This is a genomic window from Curtobacterium sp. MCSS17_015 (assembly GCF_003234265.2).
Taxonomy (GTDB): domain Bacteria; phylum Actinomycetota; class Actinomycetes; order Actinomycetales; family Microbacteriaceae; genus Curtobacterium.
Genome location: NZ_CP126256.1, coordinates 1 through 17182 on the forward strand (window position 1 = coordinate 1; position 17182 = coordinate 17182).

The 17182-nt window shown below is 68.0% G+C and carries 14 protein-coding genes and 2 tRNA genes; 13 read left to right on the forward strand and 3 right to left on the reverse strand.

Annotated features, from left to right (window positions below; genetic code table 11):
* From dnaA to DEJ18_RS00050, 10 genes are all read left to right on the forward strand, one after another.
* Positions 1 to 1458 carry a chromosomal replication initiator protein DnaA gene (gene dnaA / locus DEJ18_RS00005; protein ID WP_111209845.1) on the forward strand — a complete coding sequence of 486 codons (1458 nt, stop codon included), beginning with the start codon at positions 1 to 3 and terminating at the stop codon, positions 1456 to 1458.
* Positions 1459 to 1913: 455 nt separating this feature from the next.
* Positions 1914 to 3074: a DNA polymerase III subunit beta gene (dnaN, locus tag DEJ18_RS00010; protein WP_111209844.1), complete on the forward strand. Its 1161-nt coding sequence runs from the start codon at positions 1914 to 1916 to the stop codon at positions 3072 to 3074.
* Between the two features lie 49 nt (positions 3075 to 3123).
* On the forward strand, positions 3124 to 4032 hold the full coding sequence (gnd, locus tag DEJ18_RS00015; RefSeq protein WP_349775062.1) for a phosphogluconate dehydrogenase (NAD(+)-dependent, decarboxylating): 909 nt from the start codon (positions 3124 to 3126) through the stop codon (positions 4030 to 4032).
* Positions 4033 to 4069: 37 nt separating this feature from the next.
* Entirely contained in the window at positions 4070 to 5266 is a 1197-nt protein-coding gene (gene recF / locus DEJ18_RS00020) for a DNA replication/repair protein RecF (RefSeq protein WP_111209842.1), read from the forward strand.
* Entirely contained in the window at positions 5266 to 5766 is a 501-nt protein-coding gene (locus tag DEJ18_RS00025) for a DciA family protein (RefSeq protein WP_111082094.1), read from the forward strand. The genes recF and DEJ18_RS00025 overlap by 1 nt, the downstream gene beginning before the upstream one ends.
* Positions 5767 to 5899: 133 nt before the next feature.
* Positions 5900 to 7921, forward strand: coding sequence for a DNA topoisomerase (ATP-hydrolyzing) subunit B (gene gyrB, locus DEJ18_RS00030; protein WP_111209841.1), 2022 nt, complete (start codon positions 5900 to 5902; stop codon positions 7919 to 7921).
* Positions 7922 to 8033: 112 nt separating this feature from the next.
* Entirely contained in the window at positions 8034 to 10718 is a 2685-nt protein-coding gene (gyrA, locus tag DEJ18_RS00035) for a DNA gyrase subunit A (protein ID WP_181431189.1), read from the forward strand.
* Positions 10711 to 11118 (forward strand): DUF3566 domain-containing protein, encoded by a 408-nt coding sequence (locus DEJ18_RS00040; RefSeq protein ID WP_111082092.1) that lies wholly within the window; start codon positions 10711 to 10713, stop codon positions 11116 to 11118. The genes gyrA and DEJ18_RS00040 overlap by 8 nt, the downstream gene beginning before the upstream one ends.
* A gap of 72 nt (positions 11119 to 11190) precedes the next feature.
* Positions 11191 to 11267, forward strand: a tRNA-Ile gene (locus tag DEJ18_RS00045).
* Positions 11268 to 11320: 53 nt separating this feature from the next.
* Positions 11321 to 11393, forward strand: a tRNA-Ala gene (locus DEJ18_RS00050).
* Positions 11394 to 11732: 339 nt separating this feature from the next.
* On the opposite strand, the gene DEJ18_RS00055 is transcribed toward DEJ18_RS00050, so the two are convergent.
* Positions 11733 to 12293, reverse strand: coding sequence for a hypothetical protein (locus DEJ18_RS00055; protein WP_111209840.1), 561 nt, complete (start codon positions 12291 to 12293; stop codon positions 11733 to 11735).
* A 114-nt stretch (positions 12294 to 12407) separates the two neighbouring features.
* Between DEJ18_RS00055 and DEJ18_RS00060 the strand changes: the two genes are divergently transcribed.
* A complete protein-coding gene (locus DEJ18_RS00060) occupies positions 12408 to 12947 on the forward strand; it encodes a peptidylprolyl isomerase (RefSeq protein ID WP_111082090.1) in 540 nt (179 codons plus the stop codon).
* A 5-nt stretch (positions 12948 to 12952) separates the two neighbouring features.
* Positions 12953 to 13804, forward strand: coding sequence for a rhomboid family intramembrane serine protease (locus DEJ18_RS00065; protein WP_111082089.1), 852 nt, complete (start codon positions 12953 to 12955; stop codon positions 13802 to 13804).
* A gap of 372 nt (positions 13805 to 14176) precedes the next feature.
* Here the strand turns inward: DEJ18_RS00065 and DEJ18_RS00070 are convergent, their stop codons facing one another.
* Complete coding sequence (locus tag DEJ18_RS00070) at positions 14177 to 14431, reverse strand: cell division protein CrgA (RefSeq protein WP_111082088.1); 255 nt, start codon at positions 14429 to 14431, stop codon at positions 14177 to 14179.
* An 81-nt stretch (positions 14432 to 14512) separates the two neighbouring features.
* Here DEJ18_RS00070 and DEJ18_RS00075 point away from each other — a divergent pair, with 81 nt between their 5' ends.
* Positions 14513 to 15151 (forward strand): anthranilate synthase component II, encoded by a 639-nt coding sequence (locus DEJ18_RS00075; RefSeq protein ID WP_111209839.1) that lies wholly within the window; start codon positions 14513 to 14515, stop codon positions 15149 to 15151.
* Between the two features lie 97 nt (positions 15152 to 15248).
* Here DEJ18_RS00075 and pknB read toward each other — a convergent pair whose 3' ends face one another.
* Positions 15249 to 17057 carry a Stk1 family PASTA domain-containing Ser/Thr kinase gene (gene pknB / locus DEJ18_RS00080; protein WP_258376859.1) on the reverse strand — a complete coding sequence of 603 codons (1809 nt, stop codon included), beginning with the start codon at positions 17055 to 17057 and terminating at the stop codon, positions 15249 to 15251.
* Positions 17058 to 17182: the final 125 nt, after the last annotated feature.

Sequence of the window (17182 nt, forward strand, 5' to 3'; positions counted from 1 at the left end):
ATGACGATGCCGGCCGACCCCGTCGAGGACCTGTGGTCGTCAGTGCTCGGGATCCTGTCCGACGACGACCGGATCACCCCCCAGCTGCACGGCTTCCTCAACCTCGTCGAGCCGAAGGGCGTGCTCGCCGGGACCCTGTACCTCGAGGTGCCGAACGACCTCACCCGCGGCATGCTCGAGCAGCGCATCCGGGTCCCCATCACCGAGGCGGTCTCACGCATCGGTGACGACTCGGTGGCGAACTTCGCGATCACGGTCAACCCCGACATGGCCTCGGAGCCGCGGGTCGACGCGGTCGCGGTGCCGTCCTACGCCGAGCCCGTCCAGGAGCAGGTGCAGCAGAGCGCCGCTCCCCGCCAGTACATCGAGGCGCCGTTCGTCCCGAGCCAGGTCGACTCCCCGGGCACCAGTGGTCGCCCCGAGTCCCGGCTCAACCCGAAGTACAACTTCGACAACTTCGTCATCGGTGCCTCGAACCGGTTCGCCCATGCAGCCGCGGTCGCCGTGGCGGAAGCGCCGGCGAAGGCCTACAACCCGCTCTTCATCTACGGCGACTCCGGTCTCGGCAAGACCCACCTGCTGCACGCGATCGGTCACTACGCCGAGAGCCTCTACCCGGGGATCCGGGTGCGGTACGTGTCGAGCGAGGAGTTCACGAACGACTTCATCAACTCGATCGCGAACAACCGCTCGAACCAGTTCCAGCAGCGGTACCGCGACATCGACATCCTGCTCATCGACGACATCCAGTTCCTGCAGGGCAAGGACTCGACGCAGGAGGCGTTCTTCCACACCTTCAACACCCTCCACGACCACAACAAGCAGGTCGTGATCACGTCGGACGTCGCCCCGAAGCACCTCACCGGCTTCGAGGACCGGATGCGCAGCCGCTTCGAATGGGGCCTCATCACCGACGTGCAGGCGCCGGACCTCGAAACCCGGATCGCGATCCTCCGCAAGAAGGCGCAGTCGGACCACCTGCAGGTGCCGGACGACATCCTCGAGTTCATCGCGTCGAAGGTGTCGAGCAACATCCGCGAGCTCGAGGGCACGCTCATCCGGGTGACCGCGTTCGCGAGCCTGAACCGGACAGCCGTCGACATGGCGCTGGTGCAGACGGTCCTCAAGGACCTCATCACGCTCGACGAGGACAACGTCATCGCGCCGACGGACATCATCAACCACACCGCGGAGTACTTCAAGCTCTCGGTCGACGACCTCTACGGCTCGTCCCGCTCACAGGCGATCGCGACCGCCCGCCAGATCGCGATGTACCTGTGCCGCGAGCTGACGAGCCTGTCGCTGCCGAAGATCGGTCAGCTGTTCGGGAACCGTGACCACACGACGGTCATGTACGCGAACAAGAAGATCGCGGAGCTCATGAAGGAGCGCCGCTCGATCTACAACCAGGTCACCGAACTGACCAGTCGGATCAAGCAGGACCGCCGGTACCGGTAGCGAGCGGCTCCCCGCCACCCCCCGTCCAGGAGGCCCGTCCCAGACCCGGGATCGGCCTCCTTCTGCGTGTGTCCACCATCTGAGACGGTTCCATGCGGCGGATTCCCCACAGTGTGGAAAGCCTGTGGATAACTGTGGAGGACACGCCGCTCGCTTGTTCACAGGCCAAGGCTTGGTTGTGGAAACTGGGGATGGAAGTGGATAGACGACCAATCCTCATCCAGAGGGCGCTCACACGCCGCCAACAAGTCACACGGTTGTAGTTCCCAGTCCAGGAGCGGCATCCCCAGAGTTGTCCACAGTGTGCACAGGCGTTAAGACCATTACTCCTCTCTTCTCTCTCCCTCTCCCTGGGCCAACCTTGTGGACGGCGGGATGACAGGAATCCGCGGTCTCCCGCCGCTGTGCCACAATGGGGCGGCCGGGCAGTCAACCGATCGACAGGGGTCCACGCTGTGAAGTTCGAGGTCAACCGGGACGTCTTCTCCGAAGCCGTCTCCTTCGCGGTGAAGCTCCTCCCACAGCGCACGACCCTCCCGATCCTCTCCGGCGTGCTGATCCACGCAGACGGTGACCGGCTGACGCTCTCCTCGTTCGACTACGAGGTCTCGGCGCAGACGTCGATCGCCGCCCAGATCGACGATCCCGGCACGGTGCTCGTCTCCGGCCGGCTGTTGAACGACATCGCGAGCCGCCTGCCGAACGCCCCGGTCACGTTCTCCACCGAGGACTCCCGCATCACCGTCACCTGCGGGTCGGCGCACTTCACGCTGCTCTCCATGCCGGTGGAGGAGTACCCGACGCTCCCCGAGATCGGTCCCCAGACGGGTGTCATCCCGGGTGACTCGTTCTCCGAGGCCGTGTCCCAGGTCGCCGTCGCCGCCAGCCGTGACGACGTCACCCCGGTCATCACCGGCGTCCAGCTCGAGGTCGGGGAGAGCGACGTCTCGCTCATCGCGACCGACCGCTACCGCGTCGCCGTCCGGACCATCCAGTGGGACTCGGGTCGCCCCGGCGGAGACACCGACTCCGCGACGACCCTGCACGCGCTCGTCCCGGCGCGGACCCTCCAGGAAGTCGGCCGCACGTTCGGGTCGGCGACCACCGTCTCGGTCTCGATCAGCGGCGGTTCCGACCGCGAACTCATCGCGTTCCAGGCCGAGGACAAGACCGTCACGTCCCTGCTCATCAAGGGCAACTACCCGCCGGTCCGCCGGCTCTTCCCCGACACGGTGCAGGACCACGCGGTGATCAACACCGCTGAACTGGTCGAGGCCGTCCGACGGGTCTCCCTCGTCCTGGAGCGCGAAGCGGCCCTCCGGTTCTCCTTCTCGGTCGACGGGCTGACGCTCGAGGCGATCGGTTCCGAACAAGCGCAGGCGTCAGAGTCGATCGATGCGTTGCTGACCGGTGAGGAAACGGTGGTCTCCCTGAAGCCGGCGTTCCTCCTGGACGGGTTGAATGCGGTGCACTCCGAGTTCGTCCGGATCTCCTTCACGAAGACGGAGAACCCGAACAAGCCCGGACCGGTCCTGATCACCGGGCAGTCCTCGCGAGAGGAACCTGCCACGGACGGGTACCGGTACCTGCTGCAGCCCAACCTGCTGCTGCGCTAGCCGCAACAGCCATCCAGCGCTGACGCGTGGACACCAGCATCAGCGCGACATCGACGAAGAAGAGGAAATCATGCAGATCGGTCTTGTCGGCCTCGGGAAGATGGGCAACAACATGCGTGCGCGTCTGCGCAACGCAGGGATCGACGTCGTCGGGTACGACGCCAACCCCGCCGTCTCGGACGTCGCCGACCTCGGCGCCCTGGCAGAAGCCCTCACCGACAGCAAGCGTCTCGTGTGGGTCATGGTCCCGCACGGCAAGATCACCCATGACGTGATCACCGACCTGGCCGGCGTGCTCGGCGAGGGCGACCTCGTCATCGACGGTGGCAACTCGAAGTGGGTCGACGACACCATCCACGCCGAGCAGCTCGCTGCCAAGGGCATCCGCTACATGGACGTGGGCGTCTCGGGCGGTGTCTGGGGCAAGGACAACGGCTACGGCCTCATGGCCGGCGGTGCTGCCGAGGACGTCGAGTTCGCGATGCCCGTCTTCGACGCACTGCGCCCCGAGGGTCCGCGCGAAGAGGGCTTCTCGCACGCCGGCGGCATCGGCGCGGGCCACTACGCGAAGATGGTCCACAACGGCATCGAGTACGCGATCATGCAGGCGTACGGCGAGGGCTACGAGCTCCTCGAGGCGAAGGACATCATCAAGGACGTCCCCGCCGTGTTCGCCGGATGGCAGCGCGGCACCGTCGTGCGCTCCTGGCTGCTCGACCTCATGGTCCTCGCGCTCAACGAGGACCCGAAGCTCGACGCCATCGAGGGCTACGTGGAGGACTCCGGCGAGGGCCGGTGGACCCTGGAAGAGGCCATCGAGCACGCGGTGCCGATGCCCGCGATCTCGGCGTCCATCTTCGCGCGCTTCGTCTCGCGTCAGGGCAGCGCGTCCCCGACGATGAAGGCCGTCGCGGCGCTCCGCAACCAGTTCGGCGGCCACGCCGTCAAGAAGGCGTAGCCGGTCGGGGTAACCCCCTCGACCCGTTTCGGCCCGCGTGCACGTCGACCATCTGCAACTCTCCGACTTCCGGAACTACCGGGAGGCGGACGTCGACTTCGCACGCGGGCCGAACCTGTTCGTCGGCCGCAACGGCCAGGGCAAGACCAACCTGGTCGAGTCGATCGGCTACCTCTCGACCCTCGGGTCGCACCGCGTCCCCACCGACGCCGCGCTCGTGCGGCAGGGATGTGACTCGGCGATCGTCCGGGCACGGCTCGCGCACGAGGACCGCAGCATCCTCGCCGAGGTGCAGATCAACCGGACCGGGTCGAACCGGGCGCAGGTGAACCGGTCGGCCATCAAGCCCCGCGAGCTCCCGCGCTACTGCACGAGCGTGTTGTTCGCCCCCGAGGACCTGGCTCTCGTGCGTGGGGAGCCCTCCGGTCGGCGCCGCATGATCGACGAGCTCCTCGTCCAGATCGCGCCGCGCATGCAGAGCGTCCTCGCCGACTACGACCGGACGCTCCGGCAACGCAACACCCTGCTGAAGTCGGCACGGGCGAGCGGGGCGAAGGCCGGGGCGCTCTCCACGCTCGACGTCTGGGACGACCGGCTCGTGGCGTTCGGCGCCGAGATCATCGCCGCCCGCGACCACCTCACCCGCCGACTGGCACCGTTCGTGACCGAGTCGTACGCGACGGTCGCGGGTGAGCGGCACCAGGCGTCGATCGCCGGTGTCCTCAGCGTGCGGGGTGCTGATCCGGAGGACGCGGCGGCCACCGACCCGGTCCTCGGGACGCCTGAGGAACCCGTCACGATCGCGTCCGCGGCAGAGGCGTTCCGCGGGGCGCTCGAGCGCCGTCGGCGGGACGAACTGGACCGCGGTCTGACGCTCACCGGACCCCATCGCGACGACGTGCTCTTCGAGCTGAACGGGTTACCGGCCCGCGGGTACGCCAGTCATGGTGAGTCCTGGTCCTTCGCGCTGGCCGTTCAACTGGCGTCGGCGACGATCCTGCGTGCCGAGTCCTCTCTCGGCGACCCGATCATCATCCTCGACGACGTGTTCGCGGAGCTCGACGAATCCCGCCGGGAGCGCCTGGCCGGGGCGGTCGCGGACTACGAGCAGGTGCTCATCACGGCCGCCGTGCACGGCGACGTGCCGGGTCAGCTCGCGGCACACACCGTGCGGATCGAAGCGGGCGCGATCGTCCGGGACGCGGACGACGCCGCGGACGGGACGGCACCCTGATGCCGAAGCCCTGGAAGCCGGCCGAGCCGTCGCGCGTCTACCAGCACTTCAAGGCGGTGTTCGGCGACCCGTCGAAGCGCGGGGTCGACGCCCGGCGCCGCCGCGCAGCCGGACAGGACCCGGACTCGGTGCCGTACGGGAAGGGACGTGAACCCACCGGCCTCGGTGACGTGATGGGTGCGTTGACCGCCGAGCTCGGCTGGACGGAGCCGCTCGCCCGGTCCGAACTGTTCGTCGACTGGCCGAGCGTCGTCGGCGAGGAGCTCGCGAAGCACTCGAACCCGGTGACGATCGAGGACGGTGCGCTCGTGATCCGGTGTGACTCGACGGCCTGGGCGACGCAACTGCGACTCATGCGCGGGACCGTCACGACGACGATCGCCCAGCGGTACCCGGCGGCGGGCGTGGAATCGATCCGGGTTTCCGGCCCGGACGCCCCCACGTGGAAACGCGGCCTCAGGTCGGTCCAGGGGCGCGGCCCCCGCGATACCTACGGTTGACCAGACGAAATCATCCATCCGTCGGAAGTTCGTCGCTCTGTGAGCCGTACGGCCTCCGGTCGGAGCCGTCCCTGCGGTAGACTGGCGAGTGCAGTGCGCGGGTGTTCCGTGCGCAGGCAGGAGCACTCCCGACATGACATCTGAATCTGACGACGAGCAGCGAGACCCGCAGAGCGACGAGGCCCAGCCGCAGGAGCAGGCCCCGCAGAGCGAACCATCGTACGGCGCGGACCAGATCCAGGTGCTCGAGGGGCTAGAAGCCGTCCGGAAGCGCCCGGGCATGTACATCGGCTCGACCGGTCCCCGTGGTCTGCACCACCTGGTCCAGGAGATCGTCGACAACTCCGTCGACGAGGCACTTGCCGGGTACTGCGACACCATCGACGTCACCATCCGTGAAGACGGCGGCGTCCGGGTGGTCGACAACGGTCGAGGCATCCCGGTCGACATCCACCCGAACGAGGGCATCTCGACGGTGCAGCTCGTCCTGACCGTCCTGCACGCCGGCGGCAAGTTCGGCGGCGGCGGCTACGCGGTCTCCGGCGGGCTGCACGGGGTCGGGTCCTCCGTCGTGAACGCGCTCTCGAGCGAACTCGACGTCGAGGTCCGTCGCCAGGGACACGTGTGGCGGCAGAGCTACACCGACGGTGTCCCCGTCGCGCCGCTGTCGCAGGACGAAGCCTCCGACGAGACCGGCACGACGATCACGTTCTGGCCGAACGCCGAGATCTTCGAGTCCGTCGAGTTCGACTACGAGACGCTCCGCACCCGGTTCCAGCAGATGGCGTTCCTCAACAAGGGACTGCGCATCACCCTGACGGACGAGCGCGTCCCCGACGAGGGCGAAGAGGCCCGTAAGGACTCCTTCCGCTACGAGCGCGGCCTGGCCGACTACGTCGAGTACCTCAACGCGCAGAAGAAGGCCGACCTGGTCCACCCCGACGTCATCGGCTTCGAGGCCGAGGACACCGAGCGCAAGATCGCACTCGAGGTCGCGATGCAGTGGAACACCTCGTACCAGGAGAGCGTCCACACCTTCGCGAACACGATCAACACGCACGAGGGCGGCACCCACGAAGAGGGCTTCCGCGCGGCACTGACGACGCTCGTCAACCGCTACGCGCGTGAGACGAAGATCATCAAGGAGAAGGACGACAACCTCACGGGTGACGACATCCGCGAGGGCCTGACGGCCGTCATCTCCGTCAAGCTCGGCGAACCGCAGTTCGAGGGCCAGACCAAGACGAAGCTCGGCAACACCGAGGCGAAGTCCTTCGTCCAGCGCGTCGTCGGCACGGAGCTCGTGCACTGGTTCGAGAGCAACCCGTCGCAGGCGCGTGACGTCGTGCGGAAGGCGATCCAGGCCTCCCAGGCCCGTCTCGCCGCCCGCAAGGCCCGCGAGACCACCCGGCGCAAGGGGCTGCTCGAGTCGGGCGGCATGCCCGGCAAGCTCAAGGACTGCCAGTCGAAGGACCCGACCCTGTCGGAGATCTTCATGGTGGAGGGCGACTCCGCCGGCGGTTCCGCCGTGCAGGGGCGCAACCCGATGACGCAGGCGATCCTGCCGCTGCGCGGCAAGATCCTCAACGTCGAGAAGGCCCGCCTCGACCGTGCCCTGGCGAACCAGGAGATCCAGTCGATGATCACGGCGTTCGGCGCCGGCATCGGCGAGGACTTCGACCCGGACAAGGCCCGATACCACAAGATCGTGCTGATGGCGGATGCCGACGTCGACGGCCAGCACATCACCACGCTGCTGCTCACGCTGCTGTTCCGCTACATGCGGCCGCTCATCGAGCGTGGCTACGTGTACCTCGCGCAGCCGCCGCTGTACCGCCTGAAGTGGTCGAACGCGGCCGACCAGTACGTCTTCAGCGACCGCGAGCGCGACGCGATGCTGCAGTCCGGCATCGCCGCCGGCAAGCGCATCCCGAAGGACAACGGCATCCAGCGTTACAAGGGCCTCGGCGAGATGGACTACAAGGAGCTGTGGGACACCACGATGAACCCGGACACCCGCACGCTCCTGCAGGTCACGCTCGAGGACGCCGCCGCGGTGGACAGCGTCTTCGCGACGCTGATGGGCGAGGACGTCGAGTCCCGTCGCCAGTTCATCCAGCAGAACGCGAAGGACGTCCGCTTCTTGGACATCTAGGCCGGGAGGCGCGGCGCACGCCGCGTCGACCCGACCCGACCCCTTCTGGTCGCGCCCGGCGTGACCAACGGACGACGAGCCTCCAGGCTGTCAAGGAAGGCAACGCAAGCACATGGCTGACGACAACGAGAACGGCGCCGACGAGCCCGAGATCGTGCACGGCTCCAGCGGGGACATCGTCGTCTCCGGTGACCGCATCTCGCAGGTCGACCTGCAGCTCGAGATGCAGCGCTCGTACCTCGACTACGCGATGTCCGTCATCGTCGGCCGTGCCCTGCCAGAGGTGCGCGACGGTCTGAAGCCGGTGCACCGTCGCGTGATCTACGCGATGTACGACGGTGGCTACCGACCGGACCGTGCCTTCTCGAAGTGCTCGCGCGTCGTCGGCGACGTCATGGGTCAGTTCCACCCGCACGGCGACAGCGCGATCTACGACGCACTCGTCCGGCTCGTGCAGCCGTGGTCGCTCCGCTACCCACTCGCGCTCGGTCAGGGCAACTTCGGGTCGCCGGGCAACGACGGCGCCGCAGCCCCGCGGTACACCGAGACGAAGATGGCCCCGCTCGCCCTCGAGATGGTGCGGGACATCGAGGAAGAGACCGTCGACTTCCAGGACAACTACGACGGTCGCACGCAGGAGCCGTCGATCCTGCCGTCGCGGTTCCCGAACCTGCTCGTCAACGGTTCCGTCGGCATCGCGGTCGGCATGGCGACGAACATCCCCCCGCACAACCTGCGCGAGGTCGCCGCCGGCGCCGTCTGGGCGCTCGAGCACCCGGACGCCACGCGTGAAGAGCTCCTCGAGGCGCTCATGCAGCGCATCAAGGGTCCGGACTTCCCGACCGGGGCGCAGATCCTCGGCACCCGCGGGATCGTGGACGCCTACCGGACCGGTCGTGGCTCCATCACCATGCGCGCCGTGGTCAACGTCGAGGAGATCCAGGGCCGCACCTGCCTCGTCGTCACCGAACTGCCGTACCAGGTCAACCCGGACAACCTGGCGATCAAGATCGCGGAACTCGTCAAGGACGGCCGTCTCGCCGGCGTCGCCGACATCCGCGACGAGACGTCGGGCCGGACCGGTCAGCGGCTCGTCATCGTGCTGAAGCGTGACGCGGTCGCCAAGGTCGTGCTCAACAACCTGTACAAGCACACGCAGCTGCAGGAGAACTTCGGCGCGAACATGCTCGCCATCGTCGACGGAGTGCCGCGCACGCTCGCACTCGACGGGTTCATCAGTGCGTGGGTCGACCACCAGATCGAGGTCATCGTCCGGCGGACCCGGTTCCGCCTGCGTGAGGCCGAGAAGCGCGCGCACATCCTGCGTGGGTACCTGGCGGCGCTCGACGCCCTCGACGAGGTCATCGCCCTCATCCGCCGGTCGCCCGACGTCGAGGAGGCTCGGAACGGCCTCATGGAGCTGCTCTCGGTCGACGAGATCCAGGCCCGCGCGATCCTCGAACTCCAGCTGCGTCGTCTGGCCGCCCTCGAGCGCCAGAAGATCCACGAGGAGGCCGAAGCGCTCGAGCTGAAGATCGCGGACTTCGAGGACATCCTCGCCCGTCCAGAGCGCCAGCGCTCGATCATCATCGACGAGCTCACCGAGATCGTCGACCGCTTCGGTGACGACCGTCGGACCGAGATCATGCTCGGCTTCGACGGCGACATGAGCATGGAAGACCTCATCCCGGAAGAAGAGGTCGTCGTCACCATCACCCGCGGTGGCTACGTCAAGCGCACCCGGAGCGACCAGTACCGCTCGCAGCACCGCGGCGGTCGTGGTGTCCGCGGCGCCCAGCTCCGCGCGGACGACGTCGTCGAGCACTTCTTCGTCACGACGACCCACCACTGGCTGCTGTTCCTCACGGACCAGGGCCGGGTGTACCGCGCGAAGGCGTACGAGCTGCAGGAGGCCGGGCGCGACGCCAAGGGCCAGCACTCGGCGAACCTCCTCGCGATGCAGCCGGACGAGCAGATCCAGCAGGTCCTCGACATCCGCGACTACGAGGCAGCGCAGTACCTCGTCCTCGCGACCGAGCAGGGTCTCGTGAAGAAGACCGCGCTCACCGAGTACGACACGAACCGCACCGGCGGCATCATCGCGATCAACCTCCGCGAGGGTGACAAGCTCCGGTCCGCGCTGCTGGTCGACGAGCACGACGACCTGCTGCTGGTCTCCCGCCACGGGATGTCGCTCCGCTTCACGGCGACGAACGACACCCTGCGCCCGATGGGTCGATCGACCTCCGGCGTGAAGGGCATGTCCTTCCGTGGTGACGACTCGTTGCTGTCGGCGTCGGTCGTGTCCGACGACGGGTTCGTCTGGGTCATGACCGAGGGCGGCTACGCCAAGCGCACCTCCGTCGACCAGTACCGCACCCAGGGACGCGGCGGCCTCGGCATCAAGGTGGCCCGCCTGGCTGCCGATCGCGGTGACCTGGTCGGTGCGCTCATCGTCGGCGAGGACGACGAGGTGCTCGTCGTTCTGCAATCGGGCAAGGTGGTAAGGTCTGCCGTGGCCGAGGTCCCCGCCAAGGGACGCGACACGATGGGGGTCGTCTTCGCGAGGTTCGCGGAGAACGACCGGATCATCGCCGTGGCCCGGAACAGTGAGCGGAACCTGGACGACCAGGCGGACGCCGAGATCGAGCCCGCGGGCCCGGTCGAGACCGTCAGCCCGGACGAAGCGGTCGCCGACGCCGCCGACGCAGAGCTCGTGGAGGAAGTCTCCACCGACGCGCTGCCCACCGACGCCGCGCCTGTGGAGGCCGGAGAGGACGAGTCAAGCAATGAGTAGTGTCGCCGAGAAGCTCCAGCGGAAAGCGAAGCGGCCCGTCGGGACTCGTCAGGTCCGACTCCGCCTGGTGTACGTCGACTTCTGGTCGATGGTGAAGCTGTCGTTCCTCATCGCCCTGGCCGGCTCGATCGTGATCGTCGTGGCCACGGCGCTGGTGTGGGTCATCCTCAACCAGACCGGCGTCTTCGACCAGGTCGATAGCCTGTTGAAGGACGTCACCGGTCAGAACAGTTACTCGATCATGGACCAGTTCTCGCTGGGCCAGGTCCTCGGGTTCTCGATCGTCGTCGGCATCCTCAACGTCGTCGTCGGGACCGTGCTCGGTGCGATCGTCAGCGTCCTGTACAACCTCAGCGTGCGGATCACGGGCGGCGTGCTCGTGGGCTTCACCAACAACTGACCCGGTCCGGGTGGGCCGATCGGCTCGATTTCGCTCCAGCGCGATCGTACGGTAGGCTTTCATCCGGTCTGAGGGGCTATAGCTCAGGCGGTTAGAGCGCTTCGCTGATAACGAAGAGGTCCAAGGTTCAAGTCCTTGTAGCCCCACCACAACTCAACTCCCGCGTCGGAACTCTCGACGTGGCGGCCGGTTCGGTCGCTCCGGGGCCTTAGCTCAGTTGGTAGAGCGCTGCCTTTGCAAGGCAGATGTCAGGAGTTCGAATCTCCTAGGCTCCACTCCCTCTGCGTGAGCTCTGCTCCGCTCGTTCCTCGCTTCGCCGCGGTCGGTCGTCGTGCCGATCCGCGCCGCCGCTCCTGCGGCGCGTCGTCGTCGTCGGTTGTCGGCTCCTCGTCGGTTGCACACCGAGGTTACGCGACGTGCCGCGCGCTGTTCCTCGAGGTTCCGGAATGTGCTGCTCTCGACGCTCGAGGTGCGCGGATTCTGGAACCTCGGCGGCGGGACGGCGGGGTGTTGTGCGACCTTGAGGCGGGCGGGCCGGCGTGCGCCACTCGGGCCTCCCGGGAACGACGAAGGGCCCCGGCACAGTGCCGGGGCCCTTCGAGCGAACCAGGAGGTCAGGCGGCGGGCTTGCCCGCGTTGTCAGCGTCGTCGGCGACCCACAGGTCGTCGTCGGCGCGGAGCGTCTGGTACGCGGCGTAGGCAGCACCGGCGACCGCGACGACACCCACCACGATGAGGGCGACCCCACCGAAGCCGATGCCCTTCTTCTCCGGGACGGGAGCCTGCTTGAGGAACACCCCGCCTCGCTTCTGCGCTTCCTTCACGATCTTCTGGACGCGCGGGTCCTTCGCCAGGTCCCCGACGCTGAGCACGGAGCCAGCGGTCGAGATGAGGCCGGGCACGACCTCGGACTGGAAACGGTGCGAGGCACTCTGAGCGGCAGAGGTCGCAGCGTGCACGCCCGTCGCGACCGCGGGACGGAGCCCGTTGTCGATCGCGTTCTGGACGCGGGGAGCGAGGTCCTTCCGGGCAGCATCGGCGGCGTGTCCCCGGGCCTCGGCCAGGATGGCGTTCGCGTGCTCCAGGACCTTCCGCTGCTCCCCGAGGAGCGTCGCGGTCTTGCCCTTGAGCTTCTTGATCTGCTTCCGGCGCTTGCGCGGGATCTCGATCGACATTCGGTACCTCCATGGGTCGACGTGCCCCCATCCTGCCACCAGGTCGGCTGACAGGTCACAGATCACCGGCTGTGCGTCCCGTGCAGATCCAGCGCCACATGAGAGAATCGGATCATGTCTCTGCACACCGCTGTCGCAACGATCCACACCAACAAGGGCGACATCCGCGTCAACCTCTTCGGCAACCACGCCCCGAAGACCGTCCAGAACTTCGTCGGTCTGGCGACCGGCACGCAGGAGTGGACGCACCCCGGCACCGGCAAGGTGTCGACCGACAAGCTCTACGACGGCGTGGTCTTCCACCGCATCATCAAGGACTTCATGATCCAGGGCGGCGACCCGCTCGGCCAGGGCATCGGCGGCCCGGGTTACCGCTTCGACGACGAGATCTCGCCGGAGCTCACGTTCCAGAACCCGTACATCTTCGCCATGGCGAACGCCGGTATCCAGGGCGGCCGCGGGACCAACGGCTCGCAGTTCTTCATCACCACGGTGGCGACCCCCTGGCTGCAGGGCAAGCACACCATCTTCGGTGAGGTCGCCGACGACGAGTCGCGCGCGGTCGTCGACGCGATCGAGGGCGTCCAGACCGACGGTCGTGACAAGCCCGTCGAGGACGTCGTCATCCAGAGCATCGACGTCGAGGACGTCTGACCCGGGTGACCGACTCCACCTCGGCTTCGTCGAACACCTGCTACCGGCACCCGGACCGGCCGAGCTTCGTGCTCTGCCAGCGCTGCGGGCGGACCATCTGCCCGGAGTGCCAGACGCCGGCAGCGGTCGGGGTGCACTGCCCCGAGTGCGTCCGTGAGCAGCGGGCGAAGTTCACGGAGAACCGTCGGGCATCCGGCCCGAGCAGCCTGACCGTCGCGCGGCGCCGCTTCGCGATGCTCGACCAGAAGGCGACGGTCGTGTTGATCGCCGTCTCGGTGGTCGTCTGGCTGCTCGACCAGCTGTCCGGGGGCTTCCTCGCGCAGTGGCTCGCGTACAACTCCGCCCTGCTGCCGACGCAGCCGTGGCGGATCGTCACCGTGCTGTTCGTGCACTCGAGCTTCCTCCACATCGCTTTCAACATGTGGGCACTGTTCATCTTCGGTCGGATGCTCGAGAACATGCTCGGCACGTGGCGGTTCCTGGCGCTGTACTTCATCGCCGGGATCGGCGGGTCCATGCTCGTGACGTTCCTGGCCCCGGGAACCTGGGTGGTCGGGGCGTCGGGTGCGATCTTCGGCCTCTTCGCGGCGTTCTTCGTGCTGCAGCGCAGCCTCGGGAACAACGCGGTCTCGCTGTTGGTCGTCATCGGGTTGAACCTGGTCATCGGGTTCCTGCCCGGGACGAACATCTCGTGGCAGGCCCACGTGGGCGGCATCCTGGCCGGCTTCGTCACCGGCTTCGTGTTCGCGCGGACGAGGAACGTCCGGCAGCGCGGGTTGCAGACCACGCTCCTCGTCCTGGAGGCCGTGGTCGCCATCGCGCTCTGCTTCGTCGGGTACGCACTCACCTCCGCCTGACCTCACGACGGCTCACGAGAGAACGCCCCACCGCTCCGGCGGTGGGGCGTTCTGCATGCCGTCCCGGCACGGACCAGCGGTCAGCGCTCCGGCAGCGCTGGGCGTCGGCCGTTCTCCACACCTCGACCAGAAGTTGTCCACATCTGTGGAGAGACCAGTGAGTTACACCCGTGTGATTATCCCCACTGTGGACGAGCCTGTGGAGAACTCCGGCCAGGGAGTGTGGAACGTTGTGTGGAGAACCTGCCGATCTGTGGAGAACTCGGGGCGCGCCTCCCGGCAGGAGGGCCGCTGGCGAGTTCCTTGTGGACAGACGACGACGCCCGCCACACCAGCAGGTGCGACGGGCGTCGGATCGGAGCGCTGGACTGCTCAGCGCCACCGGGTGGTCATGAGGAAGCCGATGAACATGATGCCGAAGCCGATGAGGATGTTCCACGAGTTCAGCGTCGGGACCGGGAGCGTGCCGCCGGAGACGTAGAAGACGATGACCCAGGCGAGGCCGATGAGCATGAAGCCGAACATGACCGGCTTGAACCACACGGGGTTCGGTTGGTCCCCCGCGGTGTCGACCGAGTCGGCTCGGGTCTTCCGGGCGGGCTTGGTGCGGTCCTTGTCCATGGCCATGGCCGGTATCCTACCGTCACCAGGCGTGAGCGCGGGCCGACGGAGGCTGCTCACATCCCCCACGAGTACGGTGAACGGCCCATGACCAAGATCCTCGTCGTCGACAACTACGACAGCTTCGTGTACACCCTCAACGGCTACGTCCAGCAGCTCGGAGCGGACACCGACGTGGTGCGCAACGACGCGTTCCCGCAGGACGAGATCGCGGACCGGATCGGCGAGTACGACGGTGTGCTGCTCTCGCCGGGTCCCGGCACGCCCGCCGACGCCGGGGTCTCGATCCCCACCGTCCGTGCGGCGATCGCGGTCGACAAGCCCCTGCTGGGAGTGTGCCTCGGGCATCAGGCCATCGCGGAGGCCCTCGGGGCCACGGTCACCCATGCGGAAGAGCTCATGCACGGCAAGACCTCGCAGGTGGACCACGACGACAGCGTGCTGTTCTCCGGCGTCCCGCACCCCTTCACGGCCACGCGGTACCACTCGCTGGCCATCGTCGACGGCACCGTCCCCGATGAACTGACGGTCACCGCCCGGACTGCCGGCGGCGTCATCATGGGCGTCCAGCACCGCGGAGCCCCCGTGTACGGCGTGCAGTTCCACCCGGAGTCGGTGCTCACCGAAGGCGGGTACCGGATGGTCGGCAACTGGCTGGAGACCGCCGGACTCGACGGTGCCGCGGAGCGCGCAGCCGGACTCGGGCCGCTCATCACCGGCCGCTAGGCGGACCAGCCGGCCGGCGCCCACGGAGCGGGATCCCCGCACCGGGGCTGTCGCTGACGAAGCCCCCGTCAGGCCGACCGACTCGTCCGCGCTCGGGTCAGTCGCCCGCGCCGTCGTCGCCGCCCTGGTCGCCGGCGCCGTCCTGGTCGCCGCCGTCATCGGGCGGGGAGAGCTGTCGCGACGGCTGGGACGATGCGGCGCAGTACGTCAGCACGACCGTGCTGCCCTGGGCGACGTCGCTGGACGGGATGCTCTGCTGCGTGACGGTGTTCCCGGTGCACGCGTACGAGGGTGACCCCTGCACCGTGAGGCCGAGGCCCCGCAGGGTCGCATCCGCGGTGGTGAAGGGCTGCTGGGTCACGTCGGGGAGCTTCACCTTGCCGTTGGACACGACCAGGTCCACGACGGATCCCTTGGGCTGCGCCCCACCAGCGGCCGGGTCGGTGCTCAGGACGGTGCCCTCGGGAGCCGTCGCCGAGTAGTCGGACGTGACCGCACCCACCGTGAAACCGGCGTCCTCGAGTGTCTTGGTCGCCGCGTCCTGGGAGGCCGATCCGACGTCGGGGACGGCCACCTGCTCCGGTCCGGTGGACACGACGAGGCGGATCTCCTGCTTGCGGGCGACGGGTGTCCCCGACCCGGGCTCGGAGCGGATCACCGTGTCCTTCGGCACGTCGTCCGACGGCTCCTCCACGCTCACGGGTGTCAGGCCACGGGCGGCGAGCCGGTCCCTCGCCTCGGTGTACGTCTGCCCCGCGACGCTCGGCACCTTGACGGAGGAACTGACCGGGGGCTTGCCGGGCTCGAGGTTGACGACGAAGTACGCGACGGCGGCGATCACCGCGACGGTCAGGACGATGCCGAGCCAGATCCAGGCCACCGGAGGCCGGTTCTGCGTGCGCTGTGGCGGGCGTTCCTGGGTGTCGTCGAGTTCCCGGAACGCGACGTCGGCCGTCGCGGCCGCGCGGGGGTTGACACCGAACAGCAGTGACGCGTCGTCGGCAGCGGCGGCGGCGAGCTTCTTCGACGAGGTCGGCACGTGACCGGCAGCGGCCTGCTGCAGGTCACGGCGGAACTCCGCAGCGTTCTGGAAGCGCCGGGTGCGGTCCTTCACGAGGGCGTGCAAGGTCACCGCGTCGAGCGCCGGGGACACCGTGGACGTGATCGTCGAGGGAGCGACGGGCTGTTCGCTCACGTGCTGGTACGCCACCGCGACCGGCGATGCACCGAGGAACGGCGGGCGGCCGGTCAGCAGTTCGAACAGCACGATGCCGGTCGAGTACAGGTCCGTGCGGGCGTCGACGAGCTCGCCGCGGGCCTGCTCCGGCGAGAAGTAGGAGGCGGTCCCGAGGATCGACGTGGTCTGCGCGACGGTGGCCGACGTGTCCGTGATGGCGCGGGCGATCCCGAAGTCCATCACCTTCACCTGGCCGGAGTGCGTGATCATCACGTTGGCCGGCTTGATGTCACGGTGCACGACGCCGGCACGGTGCGAGAACTCGAGGGCGGTGAGGATGCCCTCGACGATGCGGGCCGCTTCTTCCTGCACGACCGGGCCCTCGGCGACGATCTCGCTGAGCGGACGACCCTCGACGTACTCCATGACGATGAAGGGGACCTGCACCTCGGCGCCCGTGGGTTCGCGGACGGTCTCCTCGCCGGCGTCGTAGACGCGGACGATCGTCGGGTGCGCCATCCGTGCCGCCGCCTGGGCCTCTTGCCGGAACCGTGTGCGGAAGGCCGGGTCGTTCGCGAGGCTCGGCTTCAACAGCTTGACGGCGACCCGCCGACCGAGTCGAGTGTCGGTCCCGACGTGGACGGTGGCCATGCCCCCTCGACCGATGACGTCACCGATCTCGTAACGGTTGGCGAGGAGCGTGATCCCCGCGGTCACACCTTCTGGCACGTACTCCTCCGAATGTCCGTCCGAGCAAGTGTACGGCAGGGGTGTCTGGTGGGACGCTGGCCGACCGCGCTGACGGGTCAACCGTTACCGGAACGTGGCGAGGCCCTGACACGCATCGTGCCAGG